9 protein-coding genes are annotated in these 16024 nt (G+C 67.9%); 6 read left to right on the plus strand and 3 right to left on the minus strand.

All coding sequences use genetic code 11. From position 1 onward, the window contains the following. Positions 1-47 precede the first annotated feature (47 nt). The 3 genes from V3596_RS19360 to V3596_RS19370 are packed head-to-tail and all read left to right on the plus strand — an operon-like array spanning position 48 to position 5745. Positions 48-1187, plus strand: coding sequence for a response regulator (locus V3596_RS19360; protein WP_334279461.1), 1140 nt, complete (start codon positions 48-50; stop codon positions 1185-1187). Beyond that, positions 1184-1846: a histidine phosphatase family protein gene (locus V3596_RS19365; RefSeq protein WP_334279462.1), complete on the plus strand. Its 663-nt coding sequence runs from the start codon at positions 1184-1186 to the stop codon at positions 1844-1846. Before V3596_RS19360 ends, V3596_RS19365 begins: the two co-directional genes overlap by 4 nt. Then, entirely contained in the window at positions 1843-5745 is a 3903-nt protein-coding gene (locus V3596_RS19370; RefSeq protein WP_334279463.1) for a hybrid sensor histidine kinase/response regulator, read from the plus strand. The genes V3596_RS19365 and V3596_RS19370 overlap by 4 nt, the downstream gene beginning before the upstream one ends. Before the next feature lie 10 nt (positions 5746-5755). Here the strand turns inward: V3596_RS19370 and V3596_RS19375 are convergent, their stop codons facing one another. Together V3596_RS19375 and pyrF are read right to left on the minus strand one after the other, a co-directional pair. Continuing rightward, positions 5756-8974, minus strand: a complete 3219-nt coding sequence (locus tag V3596_RS19375) for a PAS domain S-box protein (RefSeq protein ID WP_334279464.1) — start codon at positions 8972-8974, stop codon at positions 5756-5758. 226 nt (positions 8975-9200) lie between these two features. Beyond that, positions 9201-10022, minus strand: coding sequence for an orotidine-5'-phosphate decarboxylase (pyrF, locus tag V3596_RS19380; protein WP_334279465.1), 822 nt, complete (start codon positions 10020-10022; stop codon positions 9201-9203). Between the two features lie 71 nt (positions 10023-10093). Here pyrF and V3596_RS19385 point away from each other — a divergent pair, with 71 nt between their 5' ends. Beyond that, entirely contained in the window at positions 10094-11044 is a 951-nt protein-coding gene (locus V3596_RS19385) for a GNAT family N-acetyltransferase (protein ID WP_334279466.1), read from the plus strand. A gap of 49 nt (positions 11045-11093) precedes the next feature. Then, positions 11094-11768, plus strand: coding sequence for a YciI family protein (locus tag V3596_RS19390; protein WP_334279467.1), 675 nt, complete (start codon positions 11094-11096; stop codon positions 11766-11768). 13 nt (positions 11769-11781) lie between these two features. On the opposite strand, the gene purB is transcribed toward V3596_RS19390, so the two are convergent. Next, on the minus strand, positions 11782-13149 hold the full coding sequence (gene purB / locus V3596_RS19395; protein ID WP_334279468.1) for an adenylosuccinate lyase: 1368 nt from the start codon (positions 13147-13149) through the stop codon (positions 11782-11784). 132 nt (positions 13150-13281) lie between these two features. Between purB and V3596_RS19400 the strand changes: the two genes are divergently transcribed. Continuing rightward, the gene (locus tag V3596_RS19400) at positions 13282-15984 is read left to right on the plus strand and encodes a polysaccharide deacetylase family protein (RefSeq protein ID WP_334279469.1); all 2703 of its coding nucleotides are present in this window, start codon (positions 13282-13284) and stop codon (positions 15982-15984) included. Positions 15985-16024 lie beyond the last annotated feature (40 nt).

The following is a 16024-nucleotide window of genomic DNA, read 5'->3' on the forward strand; positions in this document are numbered from 1 at the left end:
CTCAGCCAGTGACCCAGGATGCCATGCAGACCAACAGCGAACCCGGAGTGTCCCCGCCCCTCACCGTGCTGGTCGTCGACGACACCGGTGAGAACCTCGGCATCACCGGCCAGCTGCTGCGTCCCCACTACCGGGTCCGGGTGGCCAACTCTGGCGCGCATGCACTGGTGGCGGCCGCCGGCGAGCCGCGGCCCGATCTCATCCTGCTCGACGTGATGATGCCGGAGATGGACGGTCACGAGGTGCTGCGCCGCCTGCGCGCCCAGCCGTCCACCGCGGACATCCCGGTGATCTTCGTCACCGCCCTGGACGCTGACGAAGACGAAGAGATCGGCCTGGCCCTCGGTGCCGTCGACTACGTCACCAAGCCGATCAAGCCGGCCCTGTTGCTGGCCCGGGTCAAGGCCCAGCTTGAGCTCAAGCGCTCGCGGGACTGGTTGAGCCGGAAGAATGCCGAACTGGATGCCGAGGTGCATCGGCGCATGCTCGAGAACGAGCTGATCAAGGAGGTCAGCCTGCATGCCCTGGCCCTACTGGCCGAGAAGCGCGACAACGAGACCGGCAACCACCTGCATCGCACCCAGTCCTACGTGAGCGTGCTGATACGCGCACTGCGCAAGCATCCGCGCTTCGAGGCCGCGCTGGCCAACCCGATGGACTGCCAGCGCATGGTGCATGCCGCGCCGCTGCACGACATCGGCAAGGTAGGCATCCCGGATGCCATCCTGCTCAAACCGGGCAAGCTCACGCCGGACGAATTCGAGATCATGAAGACCCATGCCGCCATCGGCCGCCAGGCCCTGGCAGACGCCATCGACCGGGTGCGGCACCGCCTGCCGTTCGGCGGCATCGACTCCGACACCTCGCTGGCCTTCCTGGCAACGGCGCAAGACATTGCCGGGGGGCATCACGAGAAATGGGATGGCAGCGGCTACCCGCAGGGGCTGGCCGGCGACGCCATTCCGCTGGCCGCGCGCCTGATGGCGGTGGCAGACGTGTTCGATGCGCTGATGTCCCGGCGTCATTACAAAGAGGCCTTCCCGCTGGAGCAGGTGCTTGAAATCATGCGCGAAGGCCGCGGCCGGCATTTCGATCCGGACATCGCAGACGCATTTCTGCAAAGCGTGGACGAGTTCGTCGCCATCTCGCGGCGCTTCGCCGACCACGAGGCGGAGCAGGCGCCATGAGGCGGTGGCTGCTGCTGTGCAGCTTGCTGGGCGCCTCGCTGCTGGCGGCTGCGCCGGCCCTGGCGAACACGCAGGCGCCCAGCCCGGCAGCCTTCAAGGAGCGCATGGCCACGCCGGCCCAGTTGCAGTCCCTGCGCCAGGGCGGCTATGTGCTCTACATCCGGCACGGCGCGACCGACAACAGCCGCGCCGACCACCTGCCCGTCGATCTCGGCAACTGCGACACCCAGCGGGTGCTCAGTGATGAAGGTCGCGCAGGCATGCGCTTGCTGGGCCAACGCTTTCGCCAGTTGGGCATCCCTGTGCACGAAGTGTTGCACAGCCCGATGTGCCGCACACGTGACTCCGCCCTGCTTGCATTCCAGGATCGTCCGCGCCGCAGCGAGCACAACCTGATGTACTCCGCCAACTTCACCTCGGAGCAGAAGAAGCCGCTGCTCGTCACGATCCGCCGGCTCGTATCCACTCCGCCGCCCGCAGGGAGCAACACGGTGCTGGTCGCCCACGCCCCCAACCTGGCCGACCTGTTCGGCTACTTCGTCAACCCTGAGGGCACGATCGTCATTCTGCGGCCGCGCGGCAATGGCAGTTTCGAGTACCTCGCCAGCATCCCCCCGTCGCTCTGGGACAGCTTGCTGGCCCGCCCCGTGAGCCCATGACCGCCACCCAGAATTTCGCAAAGCGGGCCCGCCGACTGCGCTTCCTGGCCGTGTTCTTCGTGCCGATGGCGATGGCCCTGAGCGGCAGCCTGCTCTATGCGCTGTGGTCGGACCGGGCCCAGGCACAAGCCACGGAAGCCGTGTTCCTCGAGCAGCGGCACGACCTGGCGCTGGCCAACGATGCCCTGACCATCAGCCGTGAGTTGCTGGGCTTGCAGCAACAGGTCGAGGACCTGATGGCCGACAAGCGACGGCTGTCCGACGCGGCCCAGACCTATGCGCTGCACGCCCGTGCCGTCGATGCGATGGCCGGGGTCGAGCAACGCCTGCTCCAGCTGCCGGTGCCCAGCACGAACGCGAAGGCCGCGGCGACGCTGGCCGAGGCCCGCGAGCGCTTCAATGATTTCCGGCGCGACCTGATCCGTAGCACCGACCTCGCCGCGATCGATGCCACGCAGGCACGTGAGCTGCTGGGCCGCACGGCCCGGCATTTCCTGAGCTTCTCGCAGAGTGCGCATGTGCTGGCACAGCAGCTGACCCAGCACACCAGCGAGGAAGCACAGGCCTCCATTGCCCAAGGTCGCGAGGACAACGCGATTCGACTTCGCTGGCTGGCGCTCGGCACGCTGGCCCTGGTCCTGGCCTGGCTGGCCGTGGCCCGGCGCATCGCCGTGCGGCTGGACTGGATCAACGAGGCGGTGAACGACATCGCCCAGGGCAGCGGCATCGACGCCCCCACACTGCGCGAGCAGTTGCTGAAACAGGCCAGGCCCTCGGGCAGCCTGCTCGGCTCGCTGGCGGCTTCGCTGCTGGAGTTCTCGCGCGTGCAGGCGGAGCGCGACCAGGCGCAACAGGCCCTGGACGGTGAGCGCCAGCAAATGCAGGCCCTGATTCAGGGCATGCCCGACCTGGTCTGGCTCAAGGATGCCGGCGGCGCCTACCGCATCTTCAACCGGCGCTTCATGGAACTGACCGGGCACGAGGCGGCAGAGCTGGTCGGCAAGACCGACGCCGACCTGTTCGCGCCCGAAGATGTCGAGCGCTATCGCGAGGCCGACCGCCTGGCTCTGGCCACGAGCCAGCACACAGTAGAACCGCATTGGCGGACCTTTGCCGACGGCCACCGCGAACGACTGCTCGTGATCAAGACCCTGGTTCGCGACACGGCCGGACAGCTGATCGGGATCCTCGGGGTGGGACGCGACGTGACGGCCCTGCATGCGGCCGAGCAGGAACTGCTGCAGCACCGTGAACGGCTGGAGCAGCTGGTGGCCGAGCGCACCGAGGAGCTGCAGCGCGCCAACGAGGAGCTGCGCATCGTGTTCGACGCCGCCACGGTGGGCATCGTGCTGCTGCGCCGCCGACGCGTTGTGCGCTGCAACGCGCGGTTCGCACAGATGCTGGGCCGACCCATGGAGACGCTGACCGGCACCTCCACCCGCCTCTGGTATGGCAGCGACGAGGATTTCGAGCAGGCGGGACGCCAGCTCTACCCGGAAGGCGTCAGTTACGACAACCCGGCGGCCTTGGAACAGTCGCTGACGCGCGGCGACGGCAGCCGCTTCTGGGCACGCATCACCGGCGCGCCGCTGCGCCTGAAGGGCCAGGTCGACCTGGTGATCGGCATCATCGAAGACGTGACCCGCGAGCATGAGGTGGCCGAAGCGCTGCGCACCGCCAAGGAGGCTGCCGAGAGCGCCAACCGCGCCAAGAGTTCCTTCCTGGCCAATATGAGCCACGAGATCCGCACGCCGATGAACGCGATCATCGGCCTCACCCATCTGCTCAAGCGCGACCGGGTCAACGAGCGCCAGCGCCAGCAACTCGAGAAGATCTCCGGCGCCGCCCTGCACCTGCTGGCCGTCATCAACGACATCCTCGACTTCTCGAAGATCGAGGCCGGCAAGTTCACGCTGGAGCCCACGGACTTCGACCTCGAGCGCTGCATCGCCAACGTGTTCGCACTGAACGCCGATCGGGCCGATGCCAAGAACCTGGAGATGGTGGCCGACATCGGCAAGCTGCCGCCCCAACTGCATGGTGACGGGGTGCGGCTCGGCCAGGTGCTGCTCAACTTCGTCAGCAATGCGGTGAAGTTCACCGAGCACGGCAGCGTGGTGCTGCGCGGCAGCCTGGTGCTCGAGGAGGGCGAGGAGCTCTGGCTGCGCTTCACCGTCACCGACACCGGCATCGGCCTCACGCCGGAGCAGCAGTCCCGCCTGTTCAAGGCCTTCGAGCAGGCCGACACCTCGACCACCCGGCTGTACGGCGGCACGGGCCTTGGCCTCGCCATCTGCAGGCGGCTGGCCGACCTGATGGGCGGGCAGGTCGGGGTGCGCAGCGAGCCCGGCAAGGGCAGCAGCTTCTGGATCGAGCTGCCGCTGCGCCGCGCGCAGGCACCAGTGGCAGAGCCGGTCGCCCTGCCGGCGGGCACGCGGGTGCTGGTCGTGGACGACATGGAGGAAGCGCGGCAGTCCCTGTCCGACATCCTGAGCCGCCTCGGTGCCCGCGTGGACACTGCGAGCGACGGCAGCCAGGCCCTCGTGCGATTGGCCGAGGCCGAGGCCAGCGCCGACCCCTACAGCCTGCTGCTCACCGACTGGCAGATGCCCGAGATCAACGGCGTCGAACTGGTGAACCGGCTGGCCCAGCTGAATCTGCGCCAGCGTCCGGTCTGCATCCTCGTCAGCGGCTCGACCGGTTGCCCGCAGGCCGACATGCTGCCCGGCGAGATCGCGGCCTTCCTGCCCAAGCCGGTGCTGCCGGCACAGTTGCTGGACGCGGTGGCCAAGGCCTGGGCCCAGGCCTTGAACGCGGGGCCTGACCCGAAGCGGGCGCCGCCGGCTGCGGCTCCGTCCCCAAAGTCGGCGAGCGCACGCATCCTGCTCGCCGAGGACAACCCGCTGAACCAGGAGGTGGCGGCCGAGCTGCTGCGCGGACTGGGCTACCTCGTGGACCTGGCCGACGACGGCCTCGCAGCGCTGGAGATGGCGCAGCAGCAGCCCTACGACCTGATCCTGCTCGACCAGCAGATGCCGCGCCTGGATGGCCTGGAAACCTGCCGCCGGCTGCGGGGTCTGCCGGCCTACCGGACGACACCGATCATCGCCATGACCGCCAATGCCTTTGCGCAGGACCGTGCGGCGGCGCTGGCTGCCGGCATGAACGACCATGTGCCCAAGCCGGTGGAACCGGACCAGCTGCGCGACACGCTGGCGCGCTGGCTCCAGGCGGCGCCAAGGGCCGCCGCTGCACCCGACGCAGGGCCTGCACAGGCGGTCCTGACCAGCGAGGTGCGCGAGCGCTTGAAGGCGCTCGCCGGCTTGAATCTCGACCTGGGCCTGCGCAGCGTGCGGGGCCAGGAGCAGCGCCTCGCCGCCCTGCTGCAGCGTTTCAACCAGGACCACAGCGCCGACGCCCTGCATTGCCGACAGGAATTGCAGGATGGGTTTCCTGACCAGGCCCGCCACCGCATGCACACCCTGCGCGGCGTGGCAGGCACGCTGGGGCTGTCGGCCATCCAGCTGCAGGCGCGCGCGGTTGAACAGCCGCTGCAGGCCCAGACACCCGACACTGCCGCCGCAGAGGCAGCCCTCGAACCGCTCGCGCAAGCGCTGACGGAGCTCCACCAGCAGATGGGCACCTGGCCCGACCTGGCGCTGGCCCCGCCAAGTGCCGGCCCCAATCTGGAACGGCTTCGCGAGGCGCTGATGAGCTGGCTGATGCTGCTGCGGCGCGACGACCTGGACGCCGCAGAAGCCTTCACTCCATTGCGCCCCATGCTCGAGCAGTGCTGCCCGGAACTCGTGCGCCCGCTGACGGTCGCCGTCGATGCCTTTGATTTCCGGACCGCCGCCAGCCTGGCCGAGCAGGCCTGGAAGAGACTGAGCCCGTCCTGAAGCGCCGCGCTCAGCTGCGCTGCTTGTCGTTGTCCTTGTGACCGATCAGGCGAACCAAGGCCTGGCGCAGGCGCTGTGCATCGATCGGCTTGGTCAGGAAGTCGTTCATGCCCGCGGCGAGTGCCTCGTCACGTTCGGAAACGAGCGCTGCCGCAGTCAGCGCAATGATCGGCAGCTCGGTCGCATTGAAGCGGCGGCGCACCACGCGCGTGGCCTCGTGACCGCTCATCACGGGCATCTGCACGTCCATCAGCACCGCGTCGAAGGGCTTGCCCAGCGTGGCTGCTGCATTGATCGCCTCGATGGCCTGGCTGCCGTCGCTGGCCTGCGAAACCTCCAGCCCCCATTGCTCCAGGAGCGCCACGGCAATCATCATGTTGACCGGGTTGTCCTCGACCATCAGCACGCGCAGGCCTTCGAGCTCCTCGTTGCTGCGGGCCTCTCGAAGCTGGGTGCTGATCGGCGTGGGCGCGGCGGGCAGGTCCAGCTCGGCCCAGAAGACCGAGCCCTGGCCGTATTCGCTGTCCACGCCGACCTGGCCGCCCATCAGCTCCGCCAGCTCCCGGCAGATCGAGAGGCCGAGGCCCGTGCCGCCGAAGCGGCGCGTGGTCGATTCGTCGGCCTGCGTGAAGGGCTGGAAAAGGCGGCCGCGCAGCTCGGGCGAAATGCCGGGGCCGGTGTCCTGCACCTCGATGCGCACGCGTTCGGCACTCAGGGCACGCACCCGCACCGCCACCGAACCGCTTTCGGTGAACTTGAGCGCGTTGGTGAGGTAGTTGGCCAGAATCTGGCGCGTGCGCACCGGGTCGCCAACCACCCAGGCGGGCACATTGGCATCGACCTCGATACGGAACGACAGGCCGCGCGCCTGCGCCAGGGTCAGGTAGGCCAGGCGCATGGTGCCCAGCATGTCGCGCAAGGCAAAGGGCACGGTCTCCAGCGTGAGACGGCCCGCCTCGATCTTGGAGAGGTCCAGGATGTCGGAGATCAGGCCCGACAGGCTCTCGGCGCTGTCCAGCATCTGGTCCAGGTACTCGCGCCGGGTTTCATCCTTGAGGTCAGGCTGCTGCAGCATGCGTGCCAGGCCCACCAGGCCGTTCAGCGGCGTGCGGATCTCATGGCTGGTGTTGGCCAGGAAGGCACTCTTGGCACGGTTTGCGGCCTGGGCCTCGTCCTTGGCCTGGGCCAGCGCAGCCTCAACGCGGCGACGCTCGGTGACGTCTTCCAGAATCCAGATCGTGCCGCCGCGGCTGGGGTGGTGCGGGTCCACCGCGCGGGCCAGCAACCGGCACAGAAAGGTCGAGCCATCGCGGCGCTTCATCGGCCGCTCGGTTTCCACCTGCTCGCCGGTGGCCAGGCGCGGGCCCAGCTCGGCGCCTATCGACTGCCAGTCTTCCACGCTCGGCCAGACGACGCTGCCATGCTGGCCCACCAGCTCGCCATGGGCCCAGCCGAACATCTGCTCGACCATCGGATTGGCCAGCACGAAATGCTGGTCGCGCGTGAGCGCAATGCCGATCGAGGCGTTCTCCAGGATGCCGGAATGGACGAGGCGCGTGCGCTCGCTTTCGGTCACGTCGCGGCCATTGATGACCAGGTAGGTCTGGCCTTCCATCTCGAAGGGCGCGGCCGACATCACCATCGACACCGGCGTGCCGCTCTTGGTGCGGAAGTTCACCGGCAGATCGGTCGCACGCCCGTGCTCGCGCACTGCGCTGACCACGCGGGCCCGGTCGTCCGGGTCGTACCAGATGCCCAGCTCGTCGGCCGTGCGGCCGAGCACCTCCTCGGTCGTGTAGCCGCTCAACTGCTCGAAGGTCTTGTTGACCATGGCATAGCGGCCCGAGGTCATATCGGTCAGCGTGATCACGTCGGGGCTGGTGGCCACGAGGTGCGAGAGCAGGGCTTCGGAGCGGCGCAGCGCTTCCTGCGCCCGCGAGGCTTCGGTCTGGTCGATGAAGAAGGACAGGGTGGCCGGTCCGCCGATGGCATCAACCCGCACCGTCGTGACCTGCACCAGACGGCGGCGGCGCGACAGCGTGCGCAGCCGGAACTCGGCCTGCGGCAGCATGGCGCCCACGGGCATCGCCTCGATCTTGCCGGCCCGCTGGCGGGCGCGCTCGTCCTCGCCCGGCTCGTAGTGGGCAAAGATGTCCTGGCCGATCATGCTGGAACGCTGCGTGTAGCCGAACATGGCCATGGCGGCCGGGTTCGCGTCCAGCACGCGCCCCCAGCGGTGCAGCACCAGCGGCGAAGGCGAGCGGCGGAACAGCTCGCGATAGCGTGTCTCGGTGGCGTGGATCGTCTGCTCGGCCTGCACTTCGGTGGTCACGTCGCGGCCCACGCCCCAGTAGCCGCGGAAATTGCCTTCGGCATCGAAGCGCGGCTCGCCACTGATCGAGACAAAGCGCTGGTTGCCGTCGGCACCGCGGCGGCGCGCGACCAGCCCGTGGAAGGGGCGGTGCGACTCGAGGTCGGCGCGGTGGGCATCCAGCTCCTCGTCGGACAGGCCCATGCTGTCGAGTTCCCAGGGCGTCTTGCCCCGGCGCGAATCGAGGTCCATGCCCGAGGAGCCAGGCTTGTCTTCCGCCAGGTGCGTGAACCGGAATTCGCGGTCCATTTCCCAGTACCAGTCGGCCGCCATCGAGAGCAGATGGCGGAAGCGCGAATTTCGCTCATTGGCTTCGCGTATCGAGCGGCGCACCATGCGCATCGTCGACAGGCCGACCACCAGGCCGGTGAGCAGCACGGCCGCATGCGTGATCAGGGTCAGGGGCAGGGGCGGCGCGGCGGTTTGGGGCTGGATCAGGCCGCTCATCTGGCCCCAGGCAATCGTGATCAAGCCAATGCCGGCCACCGAAAGCACGGCCACGCCGGTGCGCATGCCATGCATGGCGGTGGCCATGGCGACCATCAGGGCCAGCACGCCCAGGCCGATGGCATTGAGACCGGCCTGGCGCACAAAGGCTCCCGCCACGGCCAGGCCGATGATGGAGAACAGCACGGCCAGCACGAAGGCGCGGCCATGCCTGCGCGGCACCTTCCACAACCCGAGGAAGCACAGGCCGCTCACCGTGAGCGTGAGCAGGGGCATCAGCAAGCCCTGCAAGACTTCATCCGGGTTGCGGGCTACGAGCAGCGCGATGGTCAGCAGCAGGGCCATCAGGCCGCAGCCCATCGCCAGCACACGCACCGAGCGCCACTGCACATTGCGCTCGAGTGCGCTCATGCGATCCAGCTGGTCTTGCTCCTGCCCGACCAAGCTGCTCAGCTCATCAAGGGTGTCCCTGCTCTTCCTGTTCACGCGCCCATGCTCCCGGCTTCGAGAGCATGAGTCTGACCCAGAAGCGCGGGACAGAACCATCGGGAGCAGCCCCTGAGGGCGCGAAATCCGCCCGCTTTGCCTCGCAGATCACGAACCGGCCGCCGGATCGAGAAATACTGCGCAGCTTCCTTCAGCGCGCGGCGTTGAGCATGTCGCGCGTCTGCATCGCCACGCGGCGTGCAGCGGCCGCAAAGTCATCCCCCGAGCTGGCATAGAGCACCGCCCGCGAGCTGCTGACGATGATGGGCGCGCCCTCGCGCCAGCCGGCCTTGACCGTGGCCTCGGCATCGCCGCCCTGCGCGCCCACCCCGGGAATCAGCAAGGGCAGCGTCGGCGCCAGCTCGCGCACCCGGGCGATTTCGCCGGGGAAGGTCGCGCCGACCACGAGGCCCAGCTGGCCATTCTTGTTCCACGCTGTCTGTGCCAGTGCAGCCAGGTGTTCGAAGAGGCGCGGCTGGCCCGGCACATCGGCCAGGCGCTGCATCTGCCAGTCGTTGCCGCCGGTGTTGGACGTGCGGCACAGCAGGATGGCGCCCTTGTCCGGATAGCGCAGGTAGGGTTCGATGGAGTCCAGACCCATGAAGGGCGACAGCGTCACCGCGTCGGCCTGGTAGCGCTCGAAGGCCTCGCGGGCGTACTGCTCAGCCGTGGAGCCGATGTCGCCTCGCTTGGCATCAAGAATCACCGGCACGTGGGGCGCCACGCGCTTGATGTGGGCCATCAGCCGCTCGAGCTGGTCTTCGGCGCGGTGGGCGGCGAAGTAGGCGATCTGCGGCTTGAAGGCGATCACCAGGTCCTTGGTGGCGTCGACGATGCCGGAACAAAAGTCAAAGATGCGGCCGGCATCGCCCTTCCAGGCGCCCGGAAACTTCGCCGGTTCCGGGTCCAGGCCCACGCACAGCAGGGAGTTGTTGAGGCTGGCGGCGGCGTGGATCTGCTGGATGAAATTCATGACGGAAGGCGGGGCGGTTCAAGGTGCCGTATTGTCCTGCTTTTGCAATCCGACGAGAGAGGGAGTGAGCGATGCTGGTTCTGAAGACGGAGCGCTTGCGGCTGCGCTGGTTCGATGCCGAGCGCCCCGGCGACGCCGAGTTCATCCTCGAGCTGCTCAACGAGCCCTCGTGGATAGCGAACATCGGCGACCGCAATGTTCACAGTCTCGATGACGCCAAGGCCTTCATCAGCGACCGCCTGGTGGGCGGCTACTGGTTCCAAGGCTTTGGCTTCTGGGCCGTGGAGCGCCTGGAAGACGGCGCCGTGCTGGGCATGTGCGGCCTGATCAAGCGCGACAGCCTGCCCCATGTCGATGTGGGCTATGGCTTCGTGCCGCGTGCCTGGGGCGCAGGCTATGCACGGGAGGCGGCCGCCGCCTGCCTTCGCTATGGCCATGAAGTGCTCGGGCTGAACACCATCCTCGGGATCACCTCGCCCACCAACACGGCGTCGGCACGGGTGCTCGAAGGCATCGGCCTGCACCATGTGGAAACCACGGTGCTGGAAGGCGAGACCCGCCAGACCGCCTTGTTCCGCTGGGATGCGCCCCTGCCGGCGCAGCTGGACGACCGCGCGCAGATCGAGCAGCTCGTGAACAGAATGCTCGGCTGCTTCAGCAATACCGGTGGCGCGATTCCCGTGCTCGCCAGCCTGCCTCACTGGCTGCTGCCCTATGCCAGCAGCGCCTGCGACCGGCCCGATGGCCTGGAGCTGATGGACCCGCGCACCTTCGTCAGCCAGCGTGCCGAGCTCTTGATGGAAGGCCGGCTGCGTGACTTCAGCGAGGCCGCCGACGGGCCATTGCAGATCGACTCGCTCGGCCGCAGCGCGCAAGTACGGCTGCGCTTTCGCAAGTCCGGCGTGCTGGACGGCGTGGCTTTCAAGGCCAGCGGAACAAAGCACCTGCAGGTCGTGAAGACGATCGAGGGCTGGCGCATCGCCGCGCTGGCCTGGCGCGATGATGACGACAACGAGGCTTGATCGGCGCGCCCGGTCCAACAAGAATCAAGCCAATTCCCAGGAGACACCCATGCGCCGCCGCCATCTGATTGCCGCCACGATTGCCGCTTCCGCCCTGACGCTGCCCCCGTTTCAGGCGCAGGCCGCGGGTGCGGCGAACTGGTATTTCATCTTCCTGGAAACCGGCAGGCCCACGCCCAACGACAAGGCCGCGGTGCAGAAAATGCAGCAAGGCCACATCGACAACTTCGTGCGCCTGCATGCCGAGGGCAAGCTGTTTGTGGCCGGCCCGATGCGAGACCCCGCCCGTGTCAAGCGCGGCATCGTGGTGGCCAAGGCTTCCTCGCGCGAAGAGCTGCAGAGCTATTTCGGCCCGGACGAGTATGTGCGCGAGGGCTATATGACACTGAACGCTGCCACAGCCGAACCCAACAAGGCCCTGATCACGCTGGCGGTGAACCCGGGTGGCATCGAAGAGGGCCGCATCATCCTGATCGGCCGCGACGCCAACGCCACCCCGGCCCTGCAAGCGCAGCGCCGCGCGATGCTGCAGCAGTTGATCGACAGCGGCCGCTTTGGCGCCTGGTACTCGCTCGCCAACGGCCCGGTAGCAGAAGTGCTGTTCGCCAAGACCCAGGACAGCGAGGCTGTGCAGGCTGCCTTGGCGAACTATCCCGGCGTGGCGGACAAGAGCGTCAGCCTGGACGTCTGGGCCCAGTACCTCGGCACCGGCGTCTGGAACTGAGCGCTCGCGAAGTTCAGATCCGCTTCGCCAGCGCTTCGGCCTTGCCGGTGTAGCTGCCCGGCGTCATCGCCAGCAGACGGGCCTTCTCGGCTTCGGGCAGTTCCAGCGTCGCAATGAAGGCGGCGATGGCCTCGCGGGTGATGGCCTTGCCGCGGGTCAGTTCCTTCAGGCGCTCGTAGGGGTTGGGCAGCGCGTAGCGGCGCATCACGGTCTGGATCGGCTCGGCCAGGACTTCCCAGGCGCTGTCGAGGTCGTCGGCCAGCGCGGCTTCGTTGATCTCGAGCTTGTCCAGGCCCTTCAAAAGCGAGTCGTAGCCCAGCACCGCGTAGCCGATGGCCACGCCCATATTGCGCAGCACCGTCGAGTCGGTCAGGTCGCGCTGCCAGCGGCTGACGGGCAGCTTCTGCGACAGGTGGGTCAGCACCGCATTGGCCAGGCCGAAATTGCCCTCGGCATTCTCGAAGTCGATCGGGTTGACCTTGTGCGGCATGGTCGAGCTGCCGATCTCGCCGGCCTTGGTGCGCTGCTTGAAGTAGCCCAGCGACACATAGCCCCAGACATCGCGCGACCAGTCGATCAGGATGGTGTTGACGCGAGTCATCGCATCGAACATCTCGGCCATGTAGTCATGCGGCTCGATCTGGATGGTGTACGGGTTGAAGGAGAGGCCCAGCTGGCCCTCGATCACGCGCTGCGAGAAGGCTTCCCAGTCGAACTCGGGCCAGGCGCTCAGGTGAGCGTTGTAGTTGCCGACGGCGCCGTTCATCTTGGCCAGCAGCTTCACGTCCGCGATGCGCTCGCGTGCATTGCGCAGGCGCGCGACGACGTTGGCGATTTCCTTGCCCACGGTCGTCGGGCTGGCGGTCTGGCCGTGCGTGCGGCTCAGCATCGGCGTGGCGGCCATGGCGCGCGCCATGCCGGTGAGCTTCGCGATGATCTTGTCGATGGTGGGCAGCACCACGTCCTGGCGCGCGGCCTTGAGCATCAGGCCGTGGCTGGTGTTGTTGATGTCTTCGCTTGTGCAGGCGAAGTGCACGAACTCGCCGGCGGCCTTCAGCTCCGGCTGCGACTCGAAGCGCGACTTCAGCCAGTACTCGACCGCCTTGACGTCATGGTTGGTGGTCTTCTCGATGTCCTTGATCGCCTGCGCATCGGCTTCCGAGAAGCGCGTCACCAGGCCGCGCAGCAGGCCGCGGGCGGCCTCGGACAAGGGCGCGAATTCGGCGAAGCCGGCATCCGACAGCGCAATGAACCACTCCACCTCGACCTGCACGCGGCGGTGCATCAGGCCGAACTCCGAGAGCAGCGGGCGCAGGGCGGCAAAGCGCGAGGCGTAGCGGCCGTCCAGCGGCGAGAGGGCGGTCAGTGCGGAGAGCGTCATGGCGGGTAGTGGCGCAGGGCCGGATGAGGGCAAACCCGCGGATTTTAGCCGCGAGGCCCAGCGGCGCTTTCGCCAGCACAATGTGGCCGCAAAACCGTCCACGTCAGTCACAAGCATCCGGGGAGCCCGTCCTTGTCTCTATCCTTGCGCACCGCCCTGCTCTGTGCCGGCCTGCTGGCCCTCGCCGCTTGCCAGCCCAAGAGCGCCGAAGCACCCGCTGCCGCGAGCGCGCCGGCAGCCAATGCCGCGCAGCTGGCCGAGCTTCAGCAAGGCGTCGACCAGGTGCTGGCCCGCTACCGCCAGATGATCGTGCTGATGGACGGCGAGGCCGCCTTGCCACCGGCGGAGCGGCGCGCGGTGTCGGGCGTCGGTCAGCTGATCTTTCATGAAATGCGTGAAGCCACCGAGAAGCTGTGGCGGCTCTCGGCCGCGCATCAGGACCCCGCCCTCGTTGCCGCGCTCGCCCAGGTGCTGGACCGCATCGAATCCGAGCCCACCTGGTTCGACGCCGACCGCCTCGCTTTCAAGGACTACCTGGGCCGCATTGCCGAGCAGTATTCGGGCGCGCAAAGCCTGGCCGCCCTGAAACTGGCCAAGCGCGCCAATGAAGACCTGGCCGTGCTGGCCGAGGTCGAACAGGCCTATGAGCGAGAGCTGAAAGACGCCTTCGGTCGATTCGGCAACAAGCGCGGCATCGAATTGAAGCGTGAGAAGTGGAGCGACTACGTGGCCAAGCTGCGCAGCCTCTACAGCCGCGAGCAGATCCTGCGCGACTACGCCACCATCGTGCCTTATGCCAGCGCCGCACCCTCGGCGGCCAAGCAGGCAGCGACCTCGTCAACACCGCCGCGCGAGTTGTTCGGCGAAGACCTGCCGCCGAAGACGGTGCTGCTCACCTTCGACGATGGCCCGCATGGCCGCTACACGGACGAGATCCTGGAGATCCTGAAGCGCTATCAAGCGAGCGCCGTTTTTTTTCAGCTGGGCCAGAACCTTGGCAAGCTTGACGCCAAGGGCCAGGTCCAGCCAGGGCCGGGCAGCCAGGTGGCGCAGCGGGTTCTGGCCGCCGGTCATCAGCTCGCCAACCACAGCTTCACCCATGGGCTGATGTCCAAGTTCGAGCAGACCAAGGTGCGCGAGGAAGCGGCCAACACTGAAGCGCTGCTGGACAAGGCCGGCCGCCAGGGCCAGGCGCTGTTCCGCTTCCCCTATGGCGCGCGCAACGAGGCTGCGCTGGCGACGGTCGAGGCCTTGAAGCTGCGTTCGATGATGTGGAACGTGGACTCGCTGGATTGGTCCGACCCGATCCCGAAGTCCATCGCTGCGCGCGTGCTCGGCGAGCTGGACAAGCGCCAGCGCGGCATCGTGCTGTTCCACGACATCCACGCCCGCACCGTGCAGGCCCTGCCCTTGGTGCTGGATCAGCTGAGCGCCGAGGGATACCGCTTCGCGAGCTGGAAGGACGGCCGCATCGTCACCGCTGATGCGGCTGCGCCGGCACCGATGCCCACGGCCGGCACCAGCCTTTACCGCGACAGCCACGCGCTGATCGTCGGTATCGACCAGTACGCCAAGTGGCCGCGCCTGGCGCATGCGGCGCGCGATGCCCGGGCCATGCGCGAGACGCTGGAAGCACGCTTCGGCTTCCGCCCCGAGAACATCACCATGCTGCTCGACGGCGAGGCCACGCGCGCCAACATCCTGCGCGCCTTGAACGACAAGCTGGGCGACGCCAGCAAGGTCAAGCGCGACGATCGGGTGCTGGTCTTCTTTGCCGGCCACGGCAGCACGCGGCGCCTGCCCAGCGGCCGCGAGATCGGCTACGTGATTCCGGTCGATGCCTCGCAAGATGATTTGCAGACCGACGCGATAGCGATGCCGCAATTGCAGGAAGTGGCCGAGTCCTTGAGCGCCAAGCATGCGCTCTTCGTCATCGATGCCTGCTACTCGGGCCTGGGCCTCACACGCGGCGGCGCCGCCAACTTCGCGCGCGACAACTCACGCCGCATCGGCCGGCAGATGATGACCGCCGGCGGCGCTGATCAGCAGGTGGCCGACGACGGGCCCGGTGGCCATTCGGTCTTCACCTGGACACTGCTGCAGGCGCTCTCGGGCAAGGCAGACCTGAACGGCGACGGCCTGATCACCGGCACCGAGCTGGCGGCCTATGTGGCGCCGGCCGTCTCGGCCATCGCGCACCAGACACCGGCGTTCGGCAGCCTGCCGGGTTCGGAGGGCGGCGAGTTCGTGTTCGAGCTGCCGGTCGTGGAGCAGGCCCTGAGCGGCGAAAGCGGCCAGCTCGATGCAGCGGCCAGCCGCCTGGCCAAGCGCATCGACGACGTGGCCGCGCCGCAAGCGGCGGCCAGCGCGGTGAAGGTGACGATCACGGGCCTGGATGGCCGCGAGCAGTCGCTTTCAACGTCCACCGCCAAGGTCGACCCCGGCTCGCGCGTCGCGGCGCAGCGCGCGAACGACCGCGGCCTTCAGCTCTACAAGGAGCGCCGTTACGACGAAGCCGAAGCAGCCTTTGTCGAAGCGCTCAAGCTGCAGCCGGCCTTCGCGCTGGCGGCCAACAACCTCGGCTTCATCTACTACAAGCGCGGCAAGCCGGCCGAGGCGGCGCGCTGGTACGAGAAGGCGATTGCAATGGATGGCAGCCGCGCGCTGGCCTGGCTGAACCTGGGTGACGCACGCCTGCAAGCGGGCGACGATGCCAAGGCGCTGGAGGCCTACAAGACCTTTGTCGGCCTCTCGCCCAAGCATGGCCGCGCGGCGGAATTGCAGGCCTTCATCGCAGAGCCGGATGCCGCCCATCGGCCCAAGCCGCCGCTCTGAATGTGCGCCAGCGCCGGCATGGGTCCGGCGCCGTGCGGAA

This window comes from Roseateles microcysteis (assembly GCF_036880965.1).
In the GTDB taxonomy this organism is placed as follows: Bacteria; Pseudomonadota; Gammaproteobacteria; order Burkholderiales; family Burkholderiaceae_C; genus JAUASW01.